Source organism: Leptolyngbya sp. GB1-A1, from assembly GCF_039962475.1.
Classification (GTDB): domain Bacteria; phylum Cyanobacteriota; class Cyanobacteriia; order Elainellales; family Elainellaceae; genus Leptolyngbya_A.
This window is the reverse complement of sequence record NZ_JAMPLI010000021.1, coordinates 1-15,917: the sequence shown is the minus strand read 5'-3', so window position 1 is coordinate 15,917 and position 15,917 is coordinate 1. Positions and strand designations below refer to the sequence as shown.

Below are 15,917 nucleotides of genomic sequence, written 5' to 3'. Positions count from 1 at the left end.
CGCAATGGTTTCCTTCCAGAGGGGCAAGCGCTGTCTCACAATGGTCGGACTTGCATTACCTCAGATAACGGTTTGGCAATCGTCGGGTCATCAATCATTTAAGCAAGCGCGATCGCCCGACTATGTAGAATGCGTATGGCCTTTGCCATAGCTTCGCTAAACCCTTGCGTAACGCATCATCTATCCCCCGTACACGTATAACGAGCTTACGCGATCTGGACTCAGATCCTGGATGCGTTGCTCTGTGGGGGTTAAGGCATAGACCCGGTGAAGCACTTGCAGTATACATCACTCTCCTGGCTGATGATACCCATCCGCCCTATATCCCTGCGCCTAACTACATAGCGATAGCTGCTTGCGTTGCCGATCGCTCGGGTGTAAAGCAATACAATAGAGACAGCGATCTCCATCTTTAGTTAAGGTATTAGTTAAGGTAATGGATCAATCTGCTCGATGGCATTATAGTTTTGAGTAAATTTTTGCTGAACTTTATTCACGAGATATTGCTATGAATAGTTCTCTTAAGTCCGAAACACCCGTGAAGGATCTCAGAATTCCTTTGGAGCGGGATGTGTTTTTACGTACCTTAATTCGAGAGTTAGCAGGTACTTTACAGGATGTAGTGGGGTTAGAAGAAGCCTCAGGGTTTATTAGTGTAGTGGGGCAAAACATGGGGAGGCAAATAGACCAGGACTATAAAGCGGCTCTAGAGGTATCCCATCTAACGCGAGAGCAAGTAGCCGATGTTTTCGTGGATTTGAAGCGGCGAATCCAGGGTGACTTCTATATCATCGAACAAACAGATGAAAAGATTGTCTTAGGGAACCGTGCTTGCCCGTTTGCTGAAAAAGTCATCGATCGCCCCGCTATGTGTATGATGACCTCAAATGTTTTTGGCTCCATTGCAGCGGACAATTTAGGGTACGCCAAGGTGGAACTGCAAGAGACGATAGCGACGGGGGCGCCTGGATGCCAGGTGGTCGTTTATTTGAAACCCACTCCAGAGGCAGAAGAAAGTCAAGGAAGAGAATACTTCAGGGGAGAGAATGAGGGGTGACTCCCGAACAGTTTCTCGAATTCGCCAGACTTTTGCCAGAACCCGTGCTCCTAATTTCGGTAAACGGTCAGATCCTGGCTGCCAACCCGTCATTCTCCAAGATGCTGGGGCTACACCACCAGATACTGCAAGGGAAAATGCTCTTTGAGCTGGTAACCAATCCTCCTGATCAAGTCAGACAGTATCTACGCAATTGCTCCAGCAGTCGAGGAATGGTGCTTGGATCATTAACCTTGAGTGCCAACAATGGAGAAACTTGCTTGTGTCGCTCTGAAGGGGCAGCCATCCGACCGTGGTCACCCGAATCGCCTGCATTAATTTTATTGCGCTTAAAAAGTAGGGAATCTGCCAGTAGCCGATTCATCCTACTTAACAAGAAGATCGATGAATTGGCAAAAGAGATCCGGCAACGGAAACGAGCGGAAGAAGAGCGGGCTCAACTTCTGGTGCAGGAACAAAAAGCACGAGCGGAGGCTGAGAAAGCACGAGCAGAAGCTGAGAATCTTAATCGATTGAAGGATGAATTTCTCTCAACCGTTTCCCATGAACTGCGGACCCCCCTCAATGCCATCCTTGGCTGGTCTCAGATCCTTCGGACCAAGAGGGTAGACGAAGCAACGATGAATCGCGCTCTGGAAACGATCGGGCGCAACGCTAGATCTCAGGCGCAGTTGGTTGATGATCTCCTGGATATCTCACGCATTATTACAGGAAAGATTCGCCTTAATGTTCAAACGGTTGAGCTATTGCCGGTGATTGAGGCAGCGATGGATACGGTGCGACCTACCGCTGATGCAAAAAACATACGACTGCAATCGGTGCTCGATCCAGCAGCAGGTCCTGTTTTAGGAGACTCCGAGCGGCTACAGCAAATTGTCTGGAATCTGCTCAGCAATGCGATCAAGTTCACATCGAAACACGGGCGGGTTCAGGTTTGCCTACAACGAATTAACTCTCATGTTGAAATTGTTGTGGCGGATACAGGTCAAGGCATCAGTGCCGAATTCCTCCCCTACGTCTTCGAGCGCTTTCGCCAGGCAGATAGTTCCATCACCCGTTCCTTTGGTGGGCTAGGGCTGGGTTTAGCGATCGTCCGCCAATTGGTGGAGCTGCATGGCGGAACGGTGCACGCTGAAAGCCCAGGAGAAGGACAAGGATCAACGTTTACAGTGAAACTACCACTGATGGCTGTTGGACTGACAGCAATTGAACCAGAACGGGTGCATCCAGCGGTGGGAGGCAGTGTCCCGTTTGACTGCTCCCCTCGGCTAGATGGATTGAGGATACTAATCGTGGATGACGACGCGGATATTCGGGATTTACTCACCTACACGCTAGAAGTTTGTGGGGCAGAAGTCATGGCTGCAGTTTCAGCAGACGATGCAATCTCAGCACTAACCGCATCTTCGACGCCGATGGATATATTAATTAGTGATATTGGGATGCCGGATGAAGACGGTTATGCTCTGTTACGTCGAGTCAGAGCACTGGAACCAGAAAACGGAGGAAAAATTCCCGCTATAGCCCTGACAGCGTATGCCAGAACTCAGGATCGCAGGGCTGCTCTTTTAGCAGGCTTCCAGTCCCATGTTGCCAAACCAGTTGAACCTGCTGAATTAATTGCAGTGATTGCAAATCTGGCTGGACGAATCAGAGGTATCTAATACCAATTTGCGATTTCGGACTTGGCTGTAGGAATGTCTATGGCTACGGCACTTCCAGAGTAACGATGGTAGTGCGAGCGCCCAGAAGTCTTCGGGTTCGTGATTTTGAGGTCATCGGCAAGGGGTGCGATCGTTCAAAAGGATGTTAGTTGGGGCGATCGTGGTTTCGAGCTAAACTGTGGAAAGCCAAGCAGAGTGAGGCGATCGGTGAAGTTGCAGGCTAACAAGTCGTTGGAGCGGACGCTCGCCCTTGGTGCTCAGTTCAAGATCTCTGCAGCCGCTCAACTTTGCCGTTATCTCGCTTGAGTTGTAAGTAGTGGTAGTAGTTTCAAAGCCATCTGTTCATATCGAGAGCAAGTAAATTTCAGAAAATAAGCATATCAGCAAGCTAGATGAAGCCTGAAGTCATTACTGCAATCCTTGCAGCAATTGTTGCCGTTATTAGCGCAGTCATCAGTATTTACGGTCAAACTCGTATTGCCCGATTAACTGACCGCCTTACAAAGCAGCGTGAAGCCGAATCGCGTGAAGCTCAGACGGCTGCTTTAATGTCTAAGTACCGAGATCCCTTATTGCGCTCAGCGATTGATCTTCAGAGCCGCTTGTACAACATTCATCAGAACAGGTTTTTGGAGCGTTTCTACCATCGATCGCCATCCTCACAGAGCTATGCGATTAACAACACCCTGTACGTTGTGGCGGAGTACCTTGGATGGGTAGAAATTTTACGCCGAGAAATTCAGTTTTTGGACTTGGGTGAGCTAGAACTGAACCGTCCCTTGAGTGAACTACTGGTCAATATCAATCAAGCCTTTGCACATTACAAAGCCGGAGGCACTTTCCAACTCCATAACGGTGAGCAGCGAGCGATTGGGGAAATCATGACAGTTCCTCGTTCTAATAGTGAAGCGATTGGATATGATTGCATTGGTTACGCAACGTTTGTGAAAAAGATGAGCGATCCGGAGTTTGCGGGCTGGTTCGCGAAGCTGAGAGACGATATTGACACGATGGGAAATGCGTCAAAGGTTGAAGCTGAGAGACTTGTATTAATTCACAGTAAGCTCATCGATCTAATTGATTTCCTTGATCCTCACCACGTTCGAGTGCCGCCAAAGTACCGAACTAGGATTGAACAGAAATAAGAACCTTGTTTATAGTCGCGTTAGGGCGTAAGCCAAAAAGGTATTGAACGCTTATATCTCATAAACTTCCAGTGGCAGTCGATCGGGATCTTGAAAAAAGGTAAACCGTTTTCCGGTTAGTTCATCCACTCGAATTGGCTCGAGTTCTACGCCTTTCGATCGCAAATCTGCCACGGCTTGATCTAAATCTTCAACTGCAAAAGAAAGATGGCGCAGCCCACAGGCTTCGGGACGGCTGGGGCGATCGGGCGGATCGGGAAAGGAAAAGAGTTCGATCGCATCGCTTTCGCCGACTTTCAGATCAAGCTTGTAGGAATTGCGGGCGGCGCGGTAGGTTTCCTGAATAATTGGAAAGCCGAGAATTTGCGTATAGAAATGTTTGGAACGATCGTAGTTTGAGCAAATAATGGCAACGTGGTGAAAGCCTTTAGTTTGCATGATTGGGTTTGCTGTATTGCATTGATTATCCCTGATACTGCACCCGATAAATGCGTCCGTTTGCTTCATCGGTAAACAGCAGACTGCCATCCGCTACCACCAGCACTCCTACCGGACGACCCCAGGTAGCGGGAACGGTCGGCTGAGTCAGAAACCCGGTGACGAAATCTTCGTAGTATCCTGCCGGACGGTTTGTTCTGGCATCAAACGGGACAAAGACAATTTTGTAGCCTGTGCCCTGGTTGCGGTTCCAGGAGCCGCGAAATGCGACAAATGCACCGTTTTGGTAGCGATTGGGGAAGGTGTCACCGTCATAGATTTGCAGTCCCAGCGCGGCAGAATGCGCCTGAAACAGAACATCGGGCGTTTTGGTGCTGCCGATCAGGTCGGGTTTGGCGGGGCGATCGTTCACCAGTCGGCGCGGGTCGAGCTTATTAGGGGCAAGATAGGAATAGGGCCAGCCGTAAAAATCGCCTGCTTCCAGGTGGGTCAAGTAGTCGGGCACAAGGTCATCGCCCAGTCCGTCGCGTTCGTTGACCGTGGTGTAAAGTTCGCCTGTGGTGGGATGAAAGTCGAGTCCAACTGGGTTTCGCAGTCCTGAAGCAAAGGTCTGGCGATCGGAGCCGTCAAGATTCATGATCTGTACTGAGGCGCGAGGTAAAGGCTCTTCGTCTACGTTAGTCCCAGAGCCGATCGACACAAAGAGCTTATTACCATCGGGCGAAGCGACAACATTACGCGTCCAGTGGTTGTTATAGCCATCCGCAGGTAAATCGGTAATTTTTTGTCCCTGATCGTTGAGCGCAGTTTGTCCTTGCTGGTATGGAAAGCGCAGCACGGCATCAGTATTGCCCAGAAAGAAATAGCCGTTAGCGAATGCCATACCCAGAGCTTGATTTAGCCCATTCTCTACCGTAGCAAAGATTTGATTGACTTCAGCCACGCCGTCTCCGTTCCGATCGCTGAGTCGGCGAATTCGATTTTGCCGCGTTTCAGTCACCAGGACATCCCCTTCGGGGGTAAGTGCCAGCCAGCGGGGGCGATCGAGTCCTTCGGCATAAACGTTTACCGTAAAGCCTTCTGGCACGTTCAATACCGGATTTTGCGGAATCGGAATCACCTGCGGCGGATTCGAGGCACTGTCAGTTTGAAAGGGTTGGGGCAGATCTTCAACCTGGATGTTGATTTGCTGCGGATTGAGCGATCGGGTTTGGATCAGGTTTTTGGGGCTAGAAGGTTGTGTCTGAGGCTGGGTTTGAGCAACGGTTTCGGGCTGCGGTGAACTGGGTTGAGCAGATTGATTTTGCTCGATCGCAGAATCAGTGCTGCAAGCCGCCAGGGTCAAGAGAAATAGGGAACTAACCAGCGAAAGAAAGCGCATTAAACCAGATCAAACAGGACTACCTGATCGTGATAGCAAATGTGTGGAACGATCGCCCTCTGTCGGAAAGCGTGTTGTTGGTATTGCAGTTGCCTTGTACCAATTAAGGTAATCGGATCTTCGTAGTGAAAGAAGTGACGAACCAACAAAAAGGGCGGACAAGTTGCCCACCCCAGAGTTTTATTCCATATTCAGCAAATCGACAGCAAATCGAATTTAGGCGGCAACGGGCTGAGTGGTTGATTCTCCGGCAGAATTGAATTTTGTCGGGTTTTCTGCCAGTTCGCTGGGTACACCATCTCTTGCCATTGAAGGCAGTTGTCCGCCTTTTTGCAGCAGGTTGGTTGCCATCGCAATCATCGCGTTGACTTTGCGGGTGCGCCATTCGGTGATCAGGGCTTCTGCTTTGGCATAGCCGAGCCGACGCTGCATGGCTTCGCGGAGATAGGCGGCGTGTCCTTCTTCGTCTTTGGCAATGCTGATCATGCCTTTTTTCAGGTTGAGGCTGATTGGATCATCGGGCAGGGCGTTTGCCATGCGAACAAAATCTTTGCAGGCATCAAGTTCCAGGATGTAGGTGCTGCCCATAAACAGGAGCCAATCGATGCGATCGGGCATGAACATCGTCTTGACATCGTAGCCTTCGTAGTACGCCTCAAAAAAGGGACTGCGGCGACGCTCATCGGGCTTTCCGTCATCGGGTTTCTGGGGCAAGCTTTTGAAGTCAATGACTTGCTTGTTGAGCTGCTTCAAGGCGTGGGCAAAAATCTGTCCGTGGCGACCTTCGTCTTGAGCGTGTTTTGCCAGCCGTTCGGATAACCATTCATCGCCTTCGGCGGCGGCGCGTTTGCTCAGTGCCTCCAGAAAGGGAACCGAACCGGATTCAGCAAGCTGAAACCCTGCTAGCAAGTTAGGGCGCGATTTGGGGTCACGGATGTTGGCGGCGGTGATATACGCGACTGCACCTGAACCCACCAGATGCAGCACTTGAGTCAGGAGATTCATAAGGGGTGAGGAGATTTACTGGGTGGTTTGCTGATTATTGTACTCAGGTTATTGCTTTTTGGTGTGTGACTTTAACAGCCGTATGTACATTGCCGCGTGGCGTAAAGTCTCCTTCGATCGTAACTTCGAGTGGATCGCAGGCAGACACAAAATCATCCAAGATCTGATTCACCGATTCCTCATGCGAGATGTAACGATCGCGGTAACTGTTGATATACAGCTTAATTGCCTTTAGCTCGACGACTTTTTGATCTGGAACGTATGTGACGCGAATGGTGGCAAAGTCAGGATAGCCGGAGAAAGGACATTTGCAGGTAAATTCAGGCAGCGTAATGTCGATCGTGTAGCGGCGTCCGGGGCGTGGGTTGGGGAAGGTAATCAGTTCGCCTTCAGCGATCAGGCGTTCGCCGTACTTCAGTTCGGGCTGGGCTTGATTCTGGGCTTCGGATTGGATTGAGGAAGTCATGGAATTTGAGCTAAAGAAATTGAGCTAAAACGGACAACTTAACTATTTTATCGGCATGGGTGAGCCGCTGGGTGGTGGATAATAGAGAGGGGCAGGTGTTGTTGTAAATGGGTTTTGCGGATGTCTGATGCTCAGTCTGGTGCTCAATTTTCGTCGGAGCCAATTCGACTCTCCCAGGGAGGGAACGGCTTTGCCTCGCCTGAATCGCCTGAGTTTTGGGAGAATTGCTATCAGGAGGGGACTGCCCGATGGGATTTGGGTCATCCTGCGCCACCATTTGCCAGTTTGTTGGATTCAGAGAATGCACCTTTGCCGGGACGAATTGCGGTCTTGGGGGCAGGACGGGGACAGGATGCCTTGCTGTTTGCCGAGCGCGGGTTTGAGGTGGTCGGGTTTGATTTTGCACCGTCAGCGGTGAATGATGCAAATGAGCTGGCTCAAGCCAGAGGATACCAGGCTCAGTTTTTGCAGCGAGACATTTTTAAGCTGTCGCCCGAATTTGACAGAAGTTTTGATTATGTGCTGGAACACACCTGCTTTTGCGCGATCGATCCGACCCAGCGAGAGGCGTACGTTCAGGTGGTCAAAGCTTTGCTGCGTCCGGCAGGGGCATTAATCGCACTCTTTTGGGCACACGATCGCTCCGGTGGTCCGCCGTTTGGGACGAGCCTGGAGGAAATTCGATTGCGATTTATGCCGACGTTTGAAATTGTTTCGATCGATCGTCCCACAAATTCGATCGAGAGACGGCGGAATGAAGAATATTTAATTGTGCTGCGGAAACCTTCGGTCTCATAGGATAGTTTTGGCATCCTAGAAAAATTTTCTTACCCAGAGGTTCTACCACGAGTCGAATATAAACTCATAAACTTGGGGCAACGCTTCATTACATTTTGGATGCGATCGCAGAGTTGCAGCGCGAGATAGACACCAATCGCAGTCGTATCAAAAGTCGATAAACTCAAAAGCCAATAAAATCGACATGCAACAGAGCTTATGCTAGCTCCAGCCCAATCTCAAATCGCCCTTCGTAGCCCTCACCCGATCGCGTTACGGGGAGGATAAGCTGTTCGCCACCCCTGCGAAAAATTCCGTCTCGATCGTTGCGAACCGATCGTGCTTCTCTTGTGGTGTATGGAGGCTGAGCGTAAACCTGATCTGTAACGGCATCCTCGAAGTAAAGCTGTGAGGTAAATTCATCAGCTGCTTGTGTGGGTGAGCTGGTGCGAATTTTGAAATGAATATGGGGAGTTCTACCGGGATACCAGCCGGGATAGATGGTGACAAACTGAGCGGTGCCGTTGCGATCGGTCATTTGATAGCCGCGCAGAAATTTTTGCCCCTGGGTGTCCTGCACGTCGGAATAGACGCCTTCTGCGTCACAGTGCCAAATATCGATTGTTGCGTTGCTTAACGGTTGACAGGCATTTCCGCTTAATTGGGAGACCTGAAAGACCAGACGAAGCGGCACTCCGGCTTTGATGGCGTTATCGGCAGGGTTCGATCGAATATCCGATCGGTTTAGCCGTTCATCAACAAAATAGGGTCCTTCGGTTTGCTGAGGTCTGACGATACAGCCAGGGGTAGATTGGGCAATTTGAGTGGTGGCTTGTTCGGGGATGGATGCTGAGCGGGTCGAACCTGGCGAAACCAGGGACTCAGTGGCATCCGAAGAGTCGCGAAAACAGCCGATCAGTGTTACAGCAGCAGTTCCACTCATCAAGCTGAGCATTCTGCGGCGATTAAGGCAAGAAAAGGAACGGGAGATTTTCATAGGAACGATTCAGACAGGAACGAAACAGGATCAAGGCGAGTTAACAGTGATAGATGGAGAAATTCCTCGATCGCTGCTATCTGCATCATAGACAAAATGCAACTCAGTAATCAGAGGCGTGGAGGCAGGCGACGATCGCGGAACAAAGTTAGCCATCGTGGAAAAGATTAGCCATGTAAACGCCTGTCACTCACAAATCCAATCAATTTCCTTGCCGATCGGAAAAACGAGTTCCCGTTCAATGCTCAAGTGCAAATTTCTATCGGTGAATTTTTCTGCCGCTGAAGGGCGATCGTCGTTTAAACCCGTTGCAAGCAGCCCTGAATCAAGCTCTGAATAAAAATCTCAGCAGATCGGTGCCAAAGATGGCAATTTGAACTAAGATTCATGGGCAATAACATCAAGATGTGCTGTAATTTATCAAACGTTGCGATTGCTATCGATGAAACCCCGATCGAATCAAAGTTCTACAGCTCAAAATCCTGCTGCTCCAGCGCAGTCCGCTAGCTATTCACCTTCGGTTCCGATTCCGATTTACCGAGAGCTAGCCGTCGAGCTGGATGCCACCAGAGCATTACTAGAAACCGTTCATACTGAGAATCAGCAGCTTAAGCAGCAAAACCAGCAGCTTCGTCAGGAGATCGATCGCCTGGTGCAGTCTGCCTTAAATTTGCGCTCTTACAGCGAGTCGAGTGCGCCAATTGCAGAATCAATTTCTGCGCCTGATCCAGCTCCGGTCGCGGCTCCTGCTGCGCCGACTTCTGCGGCTGAGTTTGAATCTGTCGCGGCTCAGCTTCGCGGAAATTCCACCTCTGAACCACCGGTTGCCTCGACCCAGGTTGCTGATTTGCCACAGTCGCTTAGTTCAGGCACCAAGCCGAAGGGAGTGGGAGGACTCTGGCTGACGCTGACGGTGATTGCGATCGTCTTTAGCGCGTTTGGAGCCGGATTCTTTATGGTTAAACCCCTGCTGCAAAATCGTTAAGTTTTTGGTCATTGGTCATTCGTTCTTGGTTATTCGTTCTTAGTCATCAGAGATTGGCGGTTGACGAATGATGCAGGACAAGTGACTGTCTGATCGGGCAGACTCCTCTAGGTTCTTCTCTGGCTCCCCTCCAATTTTTCCCTCAATTCCCCGTCACAAACTCTGGTAGAATGATGAGCTTGTGATCAATCAATTGCTGCGGGGACGGAAGACCTATGGCTCGAATGTACTATGATGCTGACGCAAATTTAGATATCTTAGCCGGAAAGACGATCGCCATTATTGGCTATGGCTCTCAGGGACATGCTCATGCGCTCAATCTCAAGGATAGCGGCATGAATGTGATCGTCGGACTCTATGCGGGGAGCAAGTCGGCAGCGAAAGCAGAAGCAGCAGGGCTAACGGTCAAATCTGTCGCAGATGCATCCGCCGCCGCCGATTTGATCATGATTTTGCTGCCGGACGAAGTGCAGCGCACGATTTACGAGAATGAGATTGCGCCCAATCTCAAAGCAGGTAAAATTCTGGCGTTTGCTCACGGATTTAATATTAACTTCGGACAAATTGTGCCGCCTGCGGACGTGGATGTGGTCATGGTTGCGCCGAAGGGACCAGGACATCTAGTACGGCGGACTTATGAGCAGGGCGAAGGCGTTCCCTGTCTGTTTGCAGTGTATCAGGATGCAACCGGGCAGGCACGCGATCGGGCAATGGCGTATGCGAAAGGGGTGGGCGGCACTCGCGCCGGAATTTTGGAAACGACGTTCCGCGAAGAAACCGAAACCGATTTGTTTGGCGAACAGGTGGTGCTGTGTGGCGGTTTGTCTGCACTGATCAAGGCAGGATTCGAGACGTTGGTGAATGCAGGCTATCAGCCGGAACTAGCTTATTTTGAGTGCCTCCACGAGGTGAAGCTGATTGTGGATCTGGTTGTGGAAGGTGGGCTGGCAAAAATGCGTGACAGCATCTCGAATACTGCTGAGTACGGCGACCTCACCCGTGGACCTCGCATCGTCACTGACGAAACTCGTGCCGAAATGCGGAAGATTCTCAGCGAAATTCAGACCGGACAGTTTGCCCGCGAATTTGTGCTGGAAAACCAGTCGGGTAAAGCAGGTTTTACCGCGATGCGCCGTCGCGAAGCTGAACACCCGATCGAGGAAGTCGGCAAGGATCTGCGAGCGATGTTTAGCTGGCTAAAGAAAGTTTAATTGCAGCTCAGCAAATCATTTAAGTTTATCGATTATCACAGGGCGGGTTTTATACCCGCTTTTTTCTTGCTGGTTTGACCGAAATGACTGAACCTATTTCCTTTTCCGGCTTCCATCAATCGAGAATTTTGAGATTAAAAGGAGAGCGTAAGGTTTCTCAGAAAATGGGTTGGCTAGGGGGGCAGTCCGGCGCACAATTAGGACTTTCCAAACTTCCTCTCAATGCTATTTTGATATTAGAAATAGAAAAGATAGCAAAAAAATGGAGTAGCCTTTTTGAGACTACTCACAAAGTTTTTCCCGAAATTCATTCTGTATCCAAAATATCACTTTTATTCCTGGCAGCCTAACTTGTAAGGTTATTTAAAGGTTGTATTGAGTTCGATATATTCTATTCTCTTATCTTCACATTCCTAGCGATTCTTAACCGATCGCCTGTTTTTATATTGCCAGACGCGATGAGTTTAAAGCCGAGGTTCCCTCTAGGTTAGTGCAAGCGAAGGAGCAAGGAGCAGTCCTACCCGAACTCGTCTTGATTTCTAGCCGTCAACTGGTTACCCCATAAAAAAACCTGTGTCCGCAGGGGGATCCAACCGCTCGTGTTCGTGGAGTATCAGTGGATATTGACGTAACGAAGATGTATTCCATGAAACTAAATTTCTTCACGAAACCGCTTTCGATCGCAGGACGTTGGATTGCGGCTGCGCTGCTGTTTGTTTGTGCAACTGCTTTTGCTTGGCAGGGTGCGTTTATTGCTAATACGGCAGCAATTGCTGCACCTCAGGGAACCCTGATCGCATCCGACCTGGGTGATCAGGCTAAAGACAGCACAGAAGATGCCAAGCGCTCGAACAAAAACTTCGTGAGAGACGCGAAGAATACGATTCAGGACGCTGCACAAAGCAATTCTGAAAAAGTCAAAGACTTCTTCGGCGATGATAACGCGATCGGTCGCAAAGCAGGCAGAGACGCTAATCGAATCGTGAATCGTGCAGAAGAGGATGCTTCTCGGACTCAGAGAGCGATCGACAAAAACCTGGGTGCAGTGAAGGATACGATAAATAAAGGGAAGGATAACCTTGACTAATTTAGCAAACCGCAGGGTAACGCTAGATTTCGTACAAGTAATCTAAAACAAGCAATCTAAACTGGGATTGAACAAGGGGTGGTTTTCTAATCGCCCCTTTAATTTATTAAGGAACGGGTTCGCTCGATGCAGATTAAATGTAAATTGAACGAACTCCCACTTTTTTCTAAAAAACTCTTTATTGATATTTTTATATTGATATTTTTGTGTTTTTTTAGGGCGATTTAATAATATAGGTAAAAATCATCTATCTAGGGAAACATCAAAAATTTAGCCAGAGCACATCTTTAGGTTGGTTATTAAAAGAATTATAACTAGTTTGGTTTCCATAATATCTCTTTAATTCAAAGAAATTTGTTTCTTAAGGTTGCTATGAGAAGTTCTATTTATTCAGTATTTCTGCAATGGAAGCAACCGCTCTTTAAATAGGAAAACATTCACCTAATGGCTAAGAATGTCGTCGCCATTGCAGGCTTATCTAGTGTTTCTGAGTTTGAGGGTCTGACGATCGTGCAAAGTCAGGGAGATGCAGGGACTATCGCCGCTAGTTAGCCCAACCTGGCGATCGCTGTTCTTGAAGGAGTACAAGCTGGCACTTTAGATAGCAACAGTTTTGCCTTTGCCTAAACTCGCGTTGATTTGACGAACCAGTGCCCCTACTGCATTAAAGAGGTAGGAATATATTACAACGCATCATTGACTCCTCCGTTGAATTCTTTGATCCCCCCACTACAACCTACGAGAACGAGAATAAGTATGCCTCCCAAAAATATTGTTATCTCTCTGGACGGCGCAACATTTTCTATTGTCAAGAACTATCTAGAAACAAACCAACTGGATTCGGATACGGGCTTAGGATATCTCGTCAATCAAGGAGTTTTTGTCCCAAGTACTGTTATTACACCGTCCCTGACAGCACCTAGCCATATCGCGATCGCTACTGGTTCTACGGCAGCAAATAATGACATTAATGCCAACTCGTTCCACTTGATTAGAAGCCCTTTTAATACAAATATCAGTGGCTTTGGCGCACCGATCGGTGGATACGATGCCTTGCATGAGGAGGATAGCTCAGATCCACACGGTGGCTATGCACATGAGGATGAGACTCCAACGGCTGAACCCTTGTGGGTACGCCTACGAGAAGCAGGCAGGACAGTTGTTGCAGCAACATTTCCGGGTGCTGATGGAGCCACGATTCGATTACCAGGTGTTGATCCTGCCCCTGTGATTCAATCCAGCGATGTGCGAACGGTGGATTACACGGTGCCATTTGGCGCTTTTGGTGGTTTGGGAGCCAGAGGCTTTAGCTTAGATGCTGCTGATTTCACAGTGGATGCAAACGAAGCCATCACTGATCTTACAGCTCTAGGAATTCAGTCATTTAGTGATGTTAAAGTCGCTGAGCTAGAAGACATTCCTGCTCAAGGACAAGGTAGTTTGACTGGGGGCAGCAGCAATGCGTATGACTTGCAGGCTGTTGCGATCGACACGACAGACGATCGAGTGGTGAACTACAACCAGTTGATTGTCTTTGATGCAAATCGAGGCATTGAAGCACTAACTGGCAACGCTCCTTCAACCGGATCGGCAGTTCTCAATACCTATGATCAGACGATCAGCCCCTTCTTCTTTGAAGGTAGCAACAACGTAGTTGGGGCATCATTTGTCCTGACGAATCTGGCTCCTGATCTTTCTACAGTTCGACTGCTCCGGACATCAGCCAATTACATTCCCCGTCCTGCTGATAATCCTGAAGTTCTTGCCAATGTTGATGATATCAACAACACGGTTGGCTTCTGGCGACCGCAGCCTGATTATCGTATTCCCGAACGAATTTCGCCCGGACTGGAGGACTTCCCCGATGTCGAACTGGAGGCTGTTTATCAAGACCTGGTAGAAACCTTTGTTGATTACCAAACGGATGTCTTCTTGAGAGCGATCGAGCAGGAACCCAATGCAGATCTGGCATTAGGCTACATTGAGCAACCCGATGGTGCTGAGCATCAGTTTCTGTTAATTGATCCTTGCCAACCTAGCGATTTCACAAATCCTTATTCCATTGGGGCAGGACAAGATCCGGCAAAGGTCGATCGCTATCAAGATTATGTCTTGAACGCATATCAAACCGTTAGTGATGCGGTGCAGCGTGTCATTGATACTGTAGGGGTTGATGAGAATGGCGATCCTAACAGTAACATCATCATTACCTCGGATCATGGCTTTGCACCCTTCCATACTGCTGTAAACATGAACAATATCCTGGCAAATGCTGGGTTTGATCCAAACGAAGTTCGAGCCGTGACAAGTGGTCCAGCAGTGAATATTTACATCAACGTGAAGGGACGCGAACCAGACGGTACGGTTGACCCCAGTGAGTATCGAGAGTTGCAGCAGCGAATTGTACAAACGCTGGAAAGCATACAAGATACCAATTCCAGCTATGCTCTCGATGGAGCTGTTGATTTATTCGACAAAGTTTATGAACGTCCTGTTCCTGAAAATCCTACGGCTGAAGATATCATTACAGCAAGAAGTGAGTTTATTGGACAGGATACCGGTGATGTTTTTGCACTTTTAGATTTGGGCTACAACTTTGATGGTTTCCAACCTACTGTACTGCGTAGAGATGATACTACCCCTGTACAGGATCAACAGCCCATTTTTTCTGTGCCAAACTTCTATGGAGCACACGGGTATGATCCCAACTTGCCCGAGATGCAGGCTATCTTTCTAGCGGCTGGTCCTGATTTTAATGCGGATGATTTCTCCGATCTGGATCAGATTCGTAGTATTGATATTGCTCCGACACTGCTTGATTTGCTTGGTGTTGAGCCTGCACCAACGGTTGAAGGTGAGTCAATTCTTGATCCAGACACAGGAAATGATCTTAAAGTCACACTGGATGCTCTTGAGGACTATCTCCAGGATCTTATTGGCAATGGTAGCGCAGTGTTGACTGATGCTCGAGATGCTCTGATCAATGCCTTTGATGACCTTGAAGGTGATATCGACATCGCAGATATTAATGACATTCTGAACTTGGGAGGCGATCGTCTCGTCAATACCGTCACAGATCTAATTAGGGACGGGAGAGACAGCCTTCTTACAGATTTAGAAGTGAATTTCGGGTTGCAGAACCGAGATGGATTTCATCTTGTTCCGAACAGCAATGACTTAAACCCCTCAACTGGACTAGAAACCAGTAGCTTGACTTCTTTGAATTCTGCTTTAGCTTAATTCAATATGCTCTTGCAATTCACCAGTTCGTTCAATCGAAACACTCCCGTTCTTAGATATAGCTTTACGGAAAAACGTTCGGACAATGTTTGAAGGCAGCATCGACACAAACGCGAAAACTGTCAAACTTGTCCCAGCGTTGGCGCATCCAATTCTTGAGCACGAACCACCAGCGCTCGATCTTGTTCAAGTCCGGCGAGTAGGGCGGCAGATACCAGAGTTCACAACCTGCCTCAGCCACCATTTCCGTAATCACTTGCGAATGATGGAAACTGGCATTGTCAATCACAATGACATCGCCAGGCTGCAATTGTGGAATTAAGCCTTGCTCCAACCACTGCTCGAACAAGCCGCGATTACAAGAACCTGCATAAGTCATGGGTGCAAACAACTTGTCTAATTTAAGGGCAGCAATCCAACTGACACGCTCGGTGCGTTTGCCGGACTTCAGTGCAGGAAAGCGT

At 48.8% G+C, this 15,917-nt stretch carries 16 protein-coding genes; 9 read left to right on the top strand and 7 right to left on the bottom strand.

Annotated elements, in window-relative coordinates; all coding sequences use genetic code 11:
• The first annotated feature begins 508 nt into the window (after positions 1–508).
• From NDI45_RS18395 to NDI45_RS18385, 3 genes are all read left to right on the top strand, one after another.
• The gene (locus NDI45_RS18395) at positions 509–1,057 is read left to right on the top strand and encodes a methanogen output domain 1-containing protein (protein WP_348248210.1); all 549 of its coding nucleotides are present in this window, start codon (positions 509–511) and stop codon (positions 1,055–1,057) included.
• Entirely contained in the window at positions 1,054–2,721 is a 1,668-nt protein-coding gene (locus NDI45_RS18390) for an ATP-binding protein (protein WP_348248209.1), read from the top strand. Before NDI45_RS18395 ends, NDI45_RS18390 begins: the two co-directional genes overlap by 4 nt.
• Before the next feature lie 392 nt (positions 2,722–3,113).
• Positions 3,114–3,866, top strand: coding sequence for a hypothetical protein (locus NDI45_RS18385; protein WP_348248208.1), 753 nt, complete (start codon positions 3,114–3,116; stop codon positions 3,864–3,866).
• A 51-nt stretch (positions 3,867–3,917) separates the two neighbouring features.
• On the opposite strand, the gene NDI45_RS18380 is transcribed toward NDI45_RS18385, so the two are convergent.
• The 4 genes from NDI45_RS18380 to queF form a co-directional block, all read right to left on the bottom strand.
• Positions 3,918–4,304: a VOC family protein gene (locus tag NDI45_RS18380; RefSeq protein WP_348248207.1), complete on the bottom strand. Its 387-nt coding sequence runs from the start codon at positions 4,302–4,304 to the stop codon at positions 3,918–3,920.
• A 25-nt stretch (positions 4,305–4,329) separates the two neighbouring features.
• Positions 4,330–5,685 carry a sorbosone dehydrogenase family protein gene (locus tag NDI45_RS18375; RefSeq protein ID WP_348248206.1) on the bottom strand — a complete coding sequence of 452 codons (1,356 nt, stop codon included), beginning with the start codon at positions 5,683–5,685 and terminating at the stop codon, positions 4,330–4,332.
• Positions 5,686–5,901: 216 nt separating this feature from the next.
• Positions 5,902–6,690 carry a ferritin-like domain-containing protein gene (locus tag NDI45_RS18370; RefSeq protein ID WP_348248205.1) on the bottom strand — a complete coding sequence of 263 codons (789 nt, stop codon included), beginning with the start codon at positions 6,688–6,690 and terminating at the stop codon, positions 5,902–5,904.
• Positions 6,691–6,733: 43 nt separating this feature from the next.
• Entirely contained in the window at positions 6,734–7,156 is a 423-nt protein-coding gene (gene queF, locus NDI45_RS18365; protein ID WP_190790140.1) for a preQ(1) synthase, read from the bottom strand.
• A 120-nt stretch (positions 7,157–7,276) separates the two neighbouring features.
• Here queF and NDI45_RS18360 point away from each other — a divergent pair, with 120 nt between their 5' ends.
• On the top strand, positions 7,277–7,954 hold the full coding sequence (locus NDI45_RS18360; protein WP_348248204.1) for a methyltransferase domain-containing protein: 678 nt from the start codon (positions 7,277–7,279) through the stop codon (positions 7,952–7,954).
• A gap of 196 nt (positions 7,955–8,150) precedes the next feature.
• On the opposite strand, the gene NDI45_RS18355 is transcribed toward NDI45_RS18360, so the two are convergent.
• Both NDI45_RS18355 and NDI45_RS18350 read right to left on the bottom strand, forming a co-directional pair.
• The gene (locus NDI45_RS18355; protein ID WP_190790138.1) at positions 8,151–8,930 is read right to left on the bottom strand and encodes an intradiol ring-cleavage dioxygenase; all 780 of its coding nucleotides are present in this window, start codon (positions 8,928–8,930) and stop codon (positions 8,151–8,153) included.
• Positions 8,931–8,960: 30 nt separating this feature from the next.
• The gene (locus NDI45_RS18350; RefSeq protein ID WP_277879020.1) at positions 8,961–9,086 is read right to left on the bottom strand and encodes a hypothetical protein; all 126 of its coding nucleotides are present in this window, start codon (positions 9,084–9,086) and stop codon (positions 8,961–8,963) included.
• A 286-nt stretch (positions 9,087–9,372) separates the two neighbouring features.
• On the opposite strand from NDI45_RS18350, the gene NDI45_RS18345 reads away from it, so the two are divergent.
• The 5 genes from NDI45_RS18345 to NDI45_RS18325 all read left to right on the top strand — a co-directional run bounded on the left by NDI45_RS18345 (position 9,373) and on the right by NDI45_RS18325 (position 15,453).
• Complete coding sequence (locus tag NDI45_RS18345) at positions 9,373–9,915, top strand: hypothetical protein (protein WP_190790137.1); 543 nt, start codon at positions 9,373–9,375, stop codon at positions 9,913–9,915.
• Positions 9,916–10,130: 215 nt separating this feature from the next.
• The gene (gene ilvC / locus NDI45_RS18340; protein WP_190790136.1) at positions 10,131–11,126 is read left to right on the top strand and encodes a ketol-acid reductoisomerase; all 996 of its coding nucleotides are present in this window, start codon (positions 10,131–10,133) and stop codon (positions 11,124–11,126) included.
• An 83-nt stretch (positions 11,127–11,209) separates the two neighbouring features.
• Entirely contained in the window at positions 11,210–11,476 is a 267-nt protein-coding gene (locus NDI45_RS18335) for a hypothetical protein (RefSeq protein WP_348248203.1), read from the top strand.
• A gap of 296 nt (positions 11,477–11,772) precedes the next feature.
• Positions 11,773–12,213, top strand: coding sequence for a hypothetical protein (locus NDI45_RS18330; RefSeq protein WP_348248202.1), 441 nt, complete (start codon positions 11,773–11,775; stop codon positions 12,211–12,213).
• A gap of 756 nt (positions 12,214–12,969) precedes the next feature.
• A complete protein-coding gene (locus NDI45_RS18325) occupies positions 12,970–15,453 on the top strand; it encodes an alkaline phosphatase family protein (RefSeq protein WP_348248201.1) in 2,484 nt (827 codons plus the stop codon).
• Positions 15,454–15,517: 64 nt separating this feature from the next.
• On the opposite strand, the gene NDI45_RS18320 is transcribed toward NDI45_RS18325, so the two are convergent.
• The coding region (locus NDI45_RS18320) for an IS630 family transposase (protein ID WP_348248200.1) at positions 15,518–15,917 on the bottom strand (400 nt) is incomplete at its 5' end.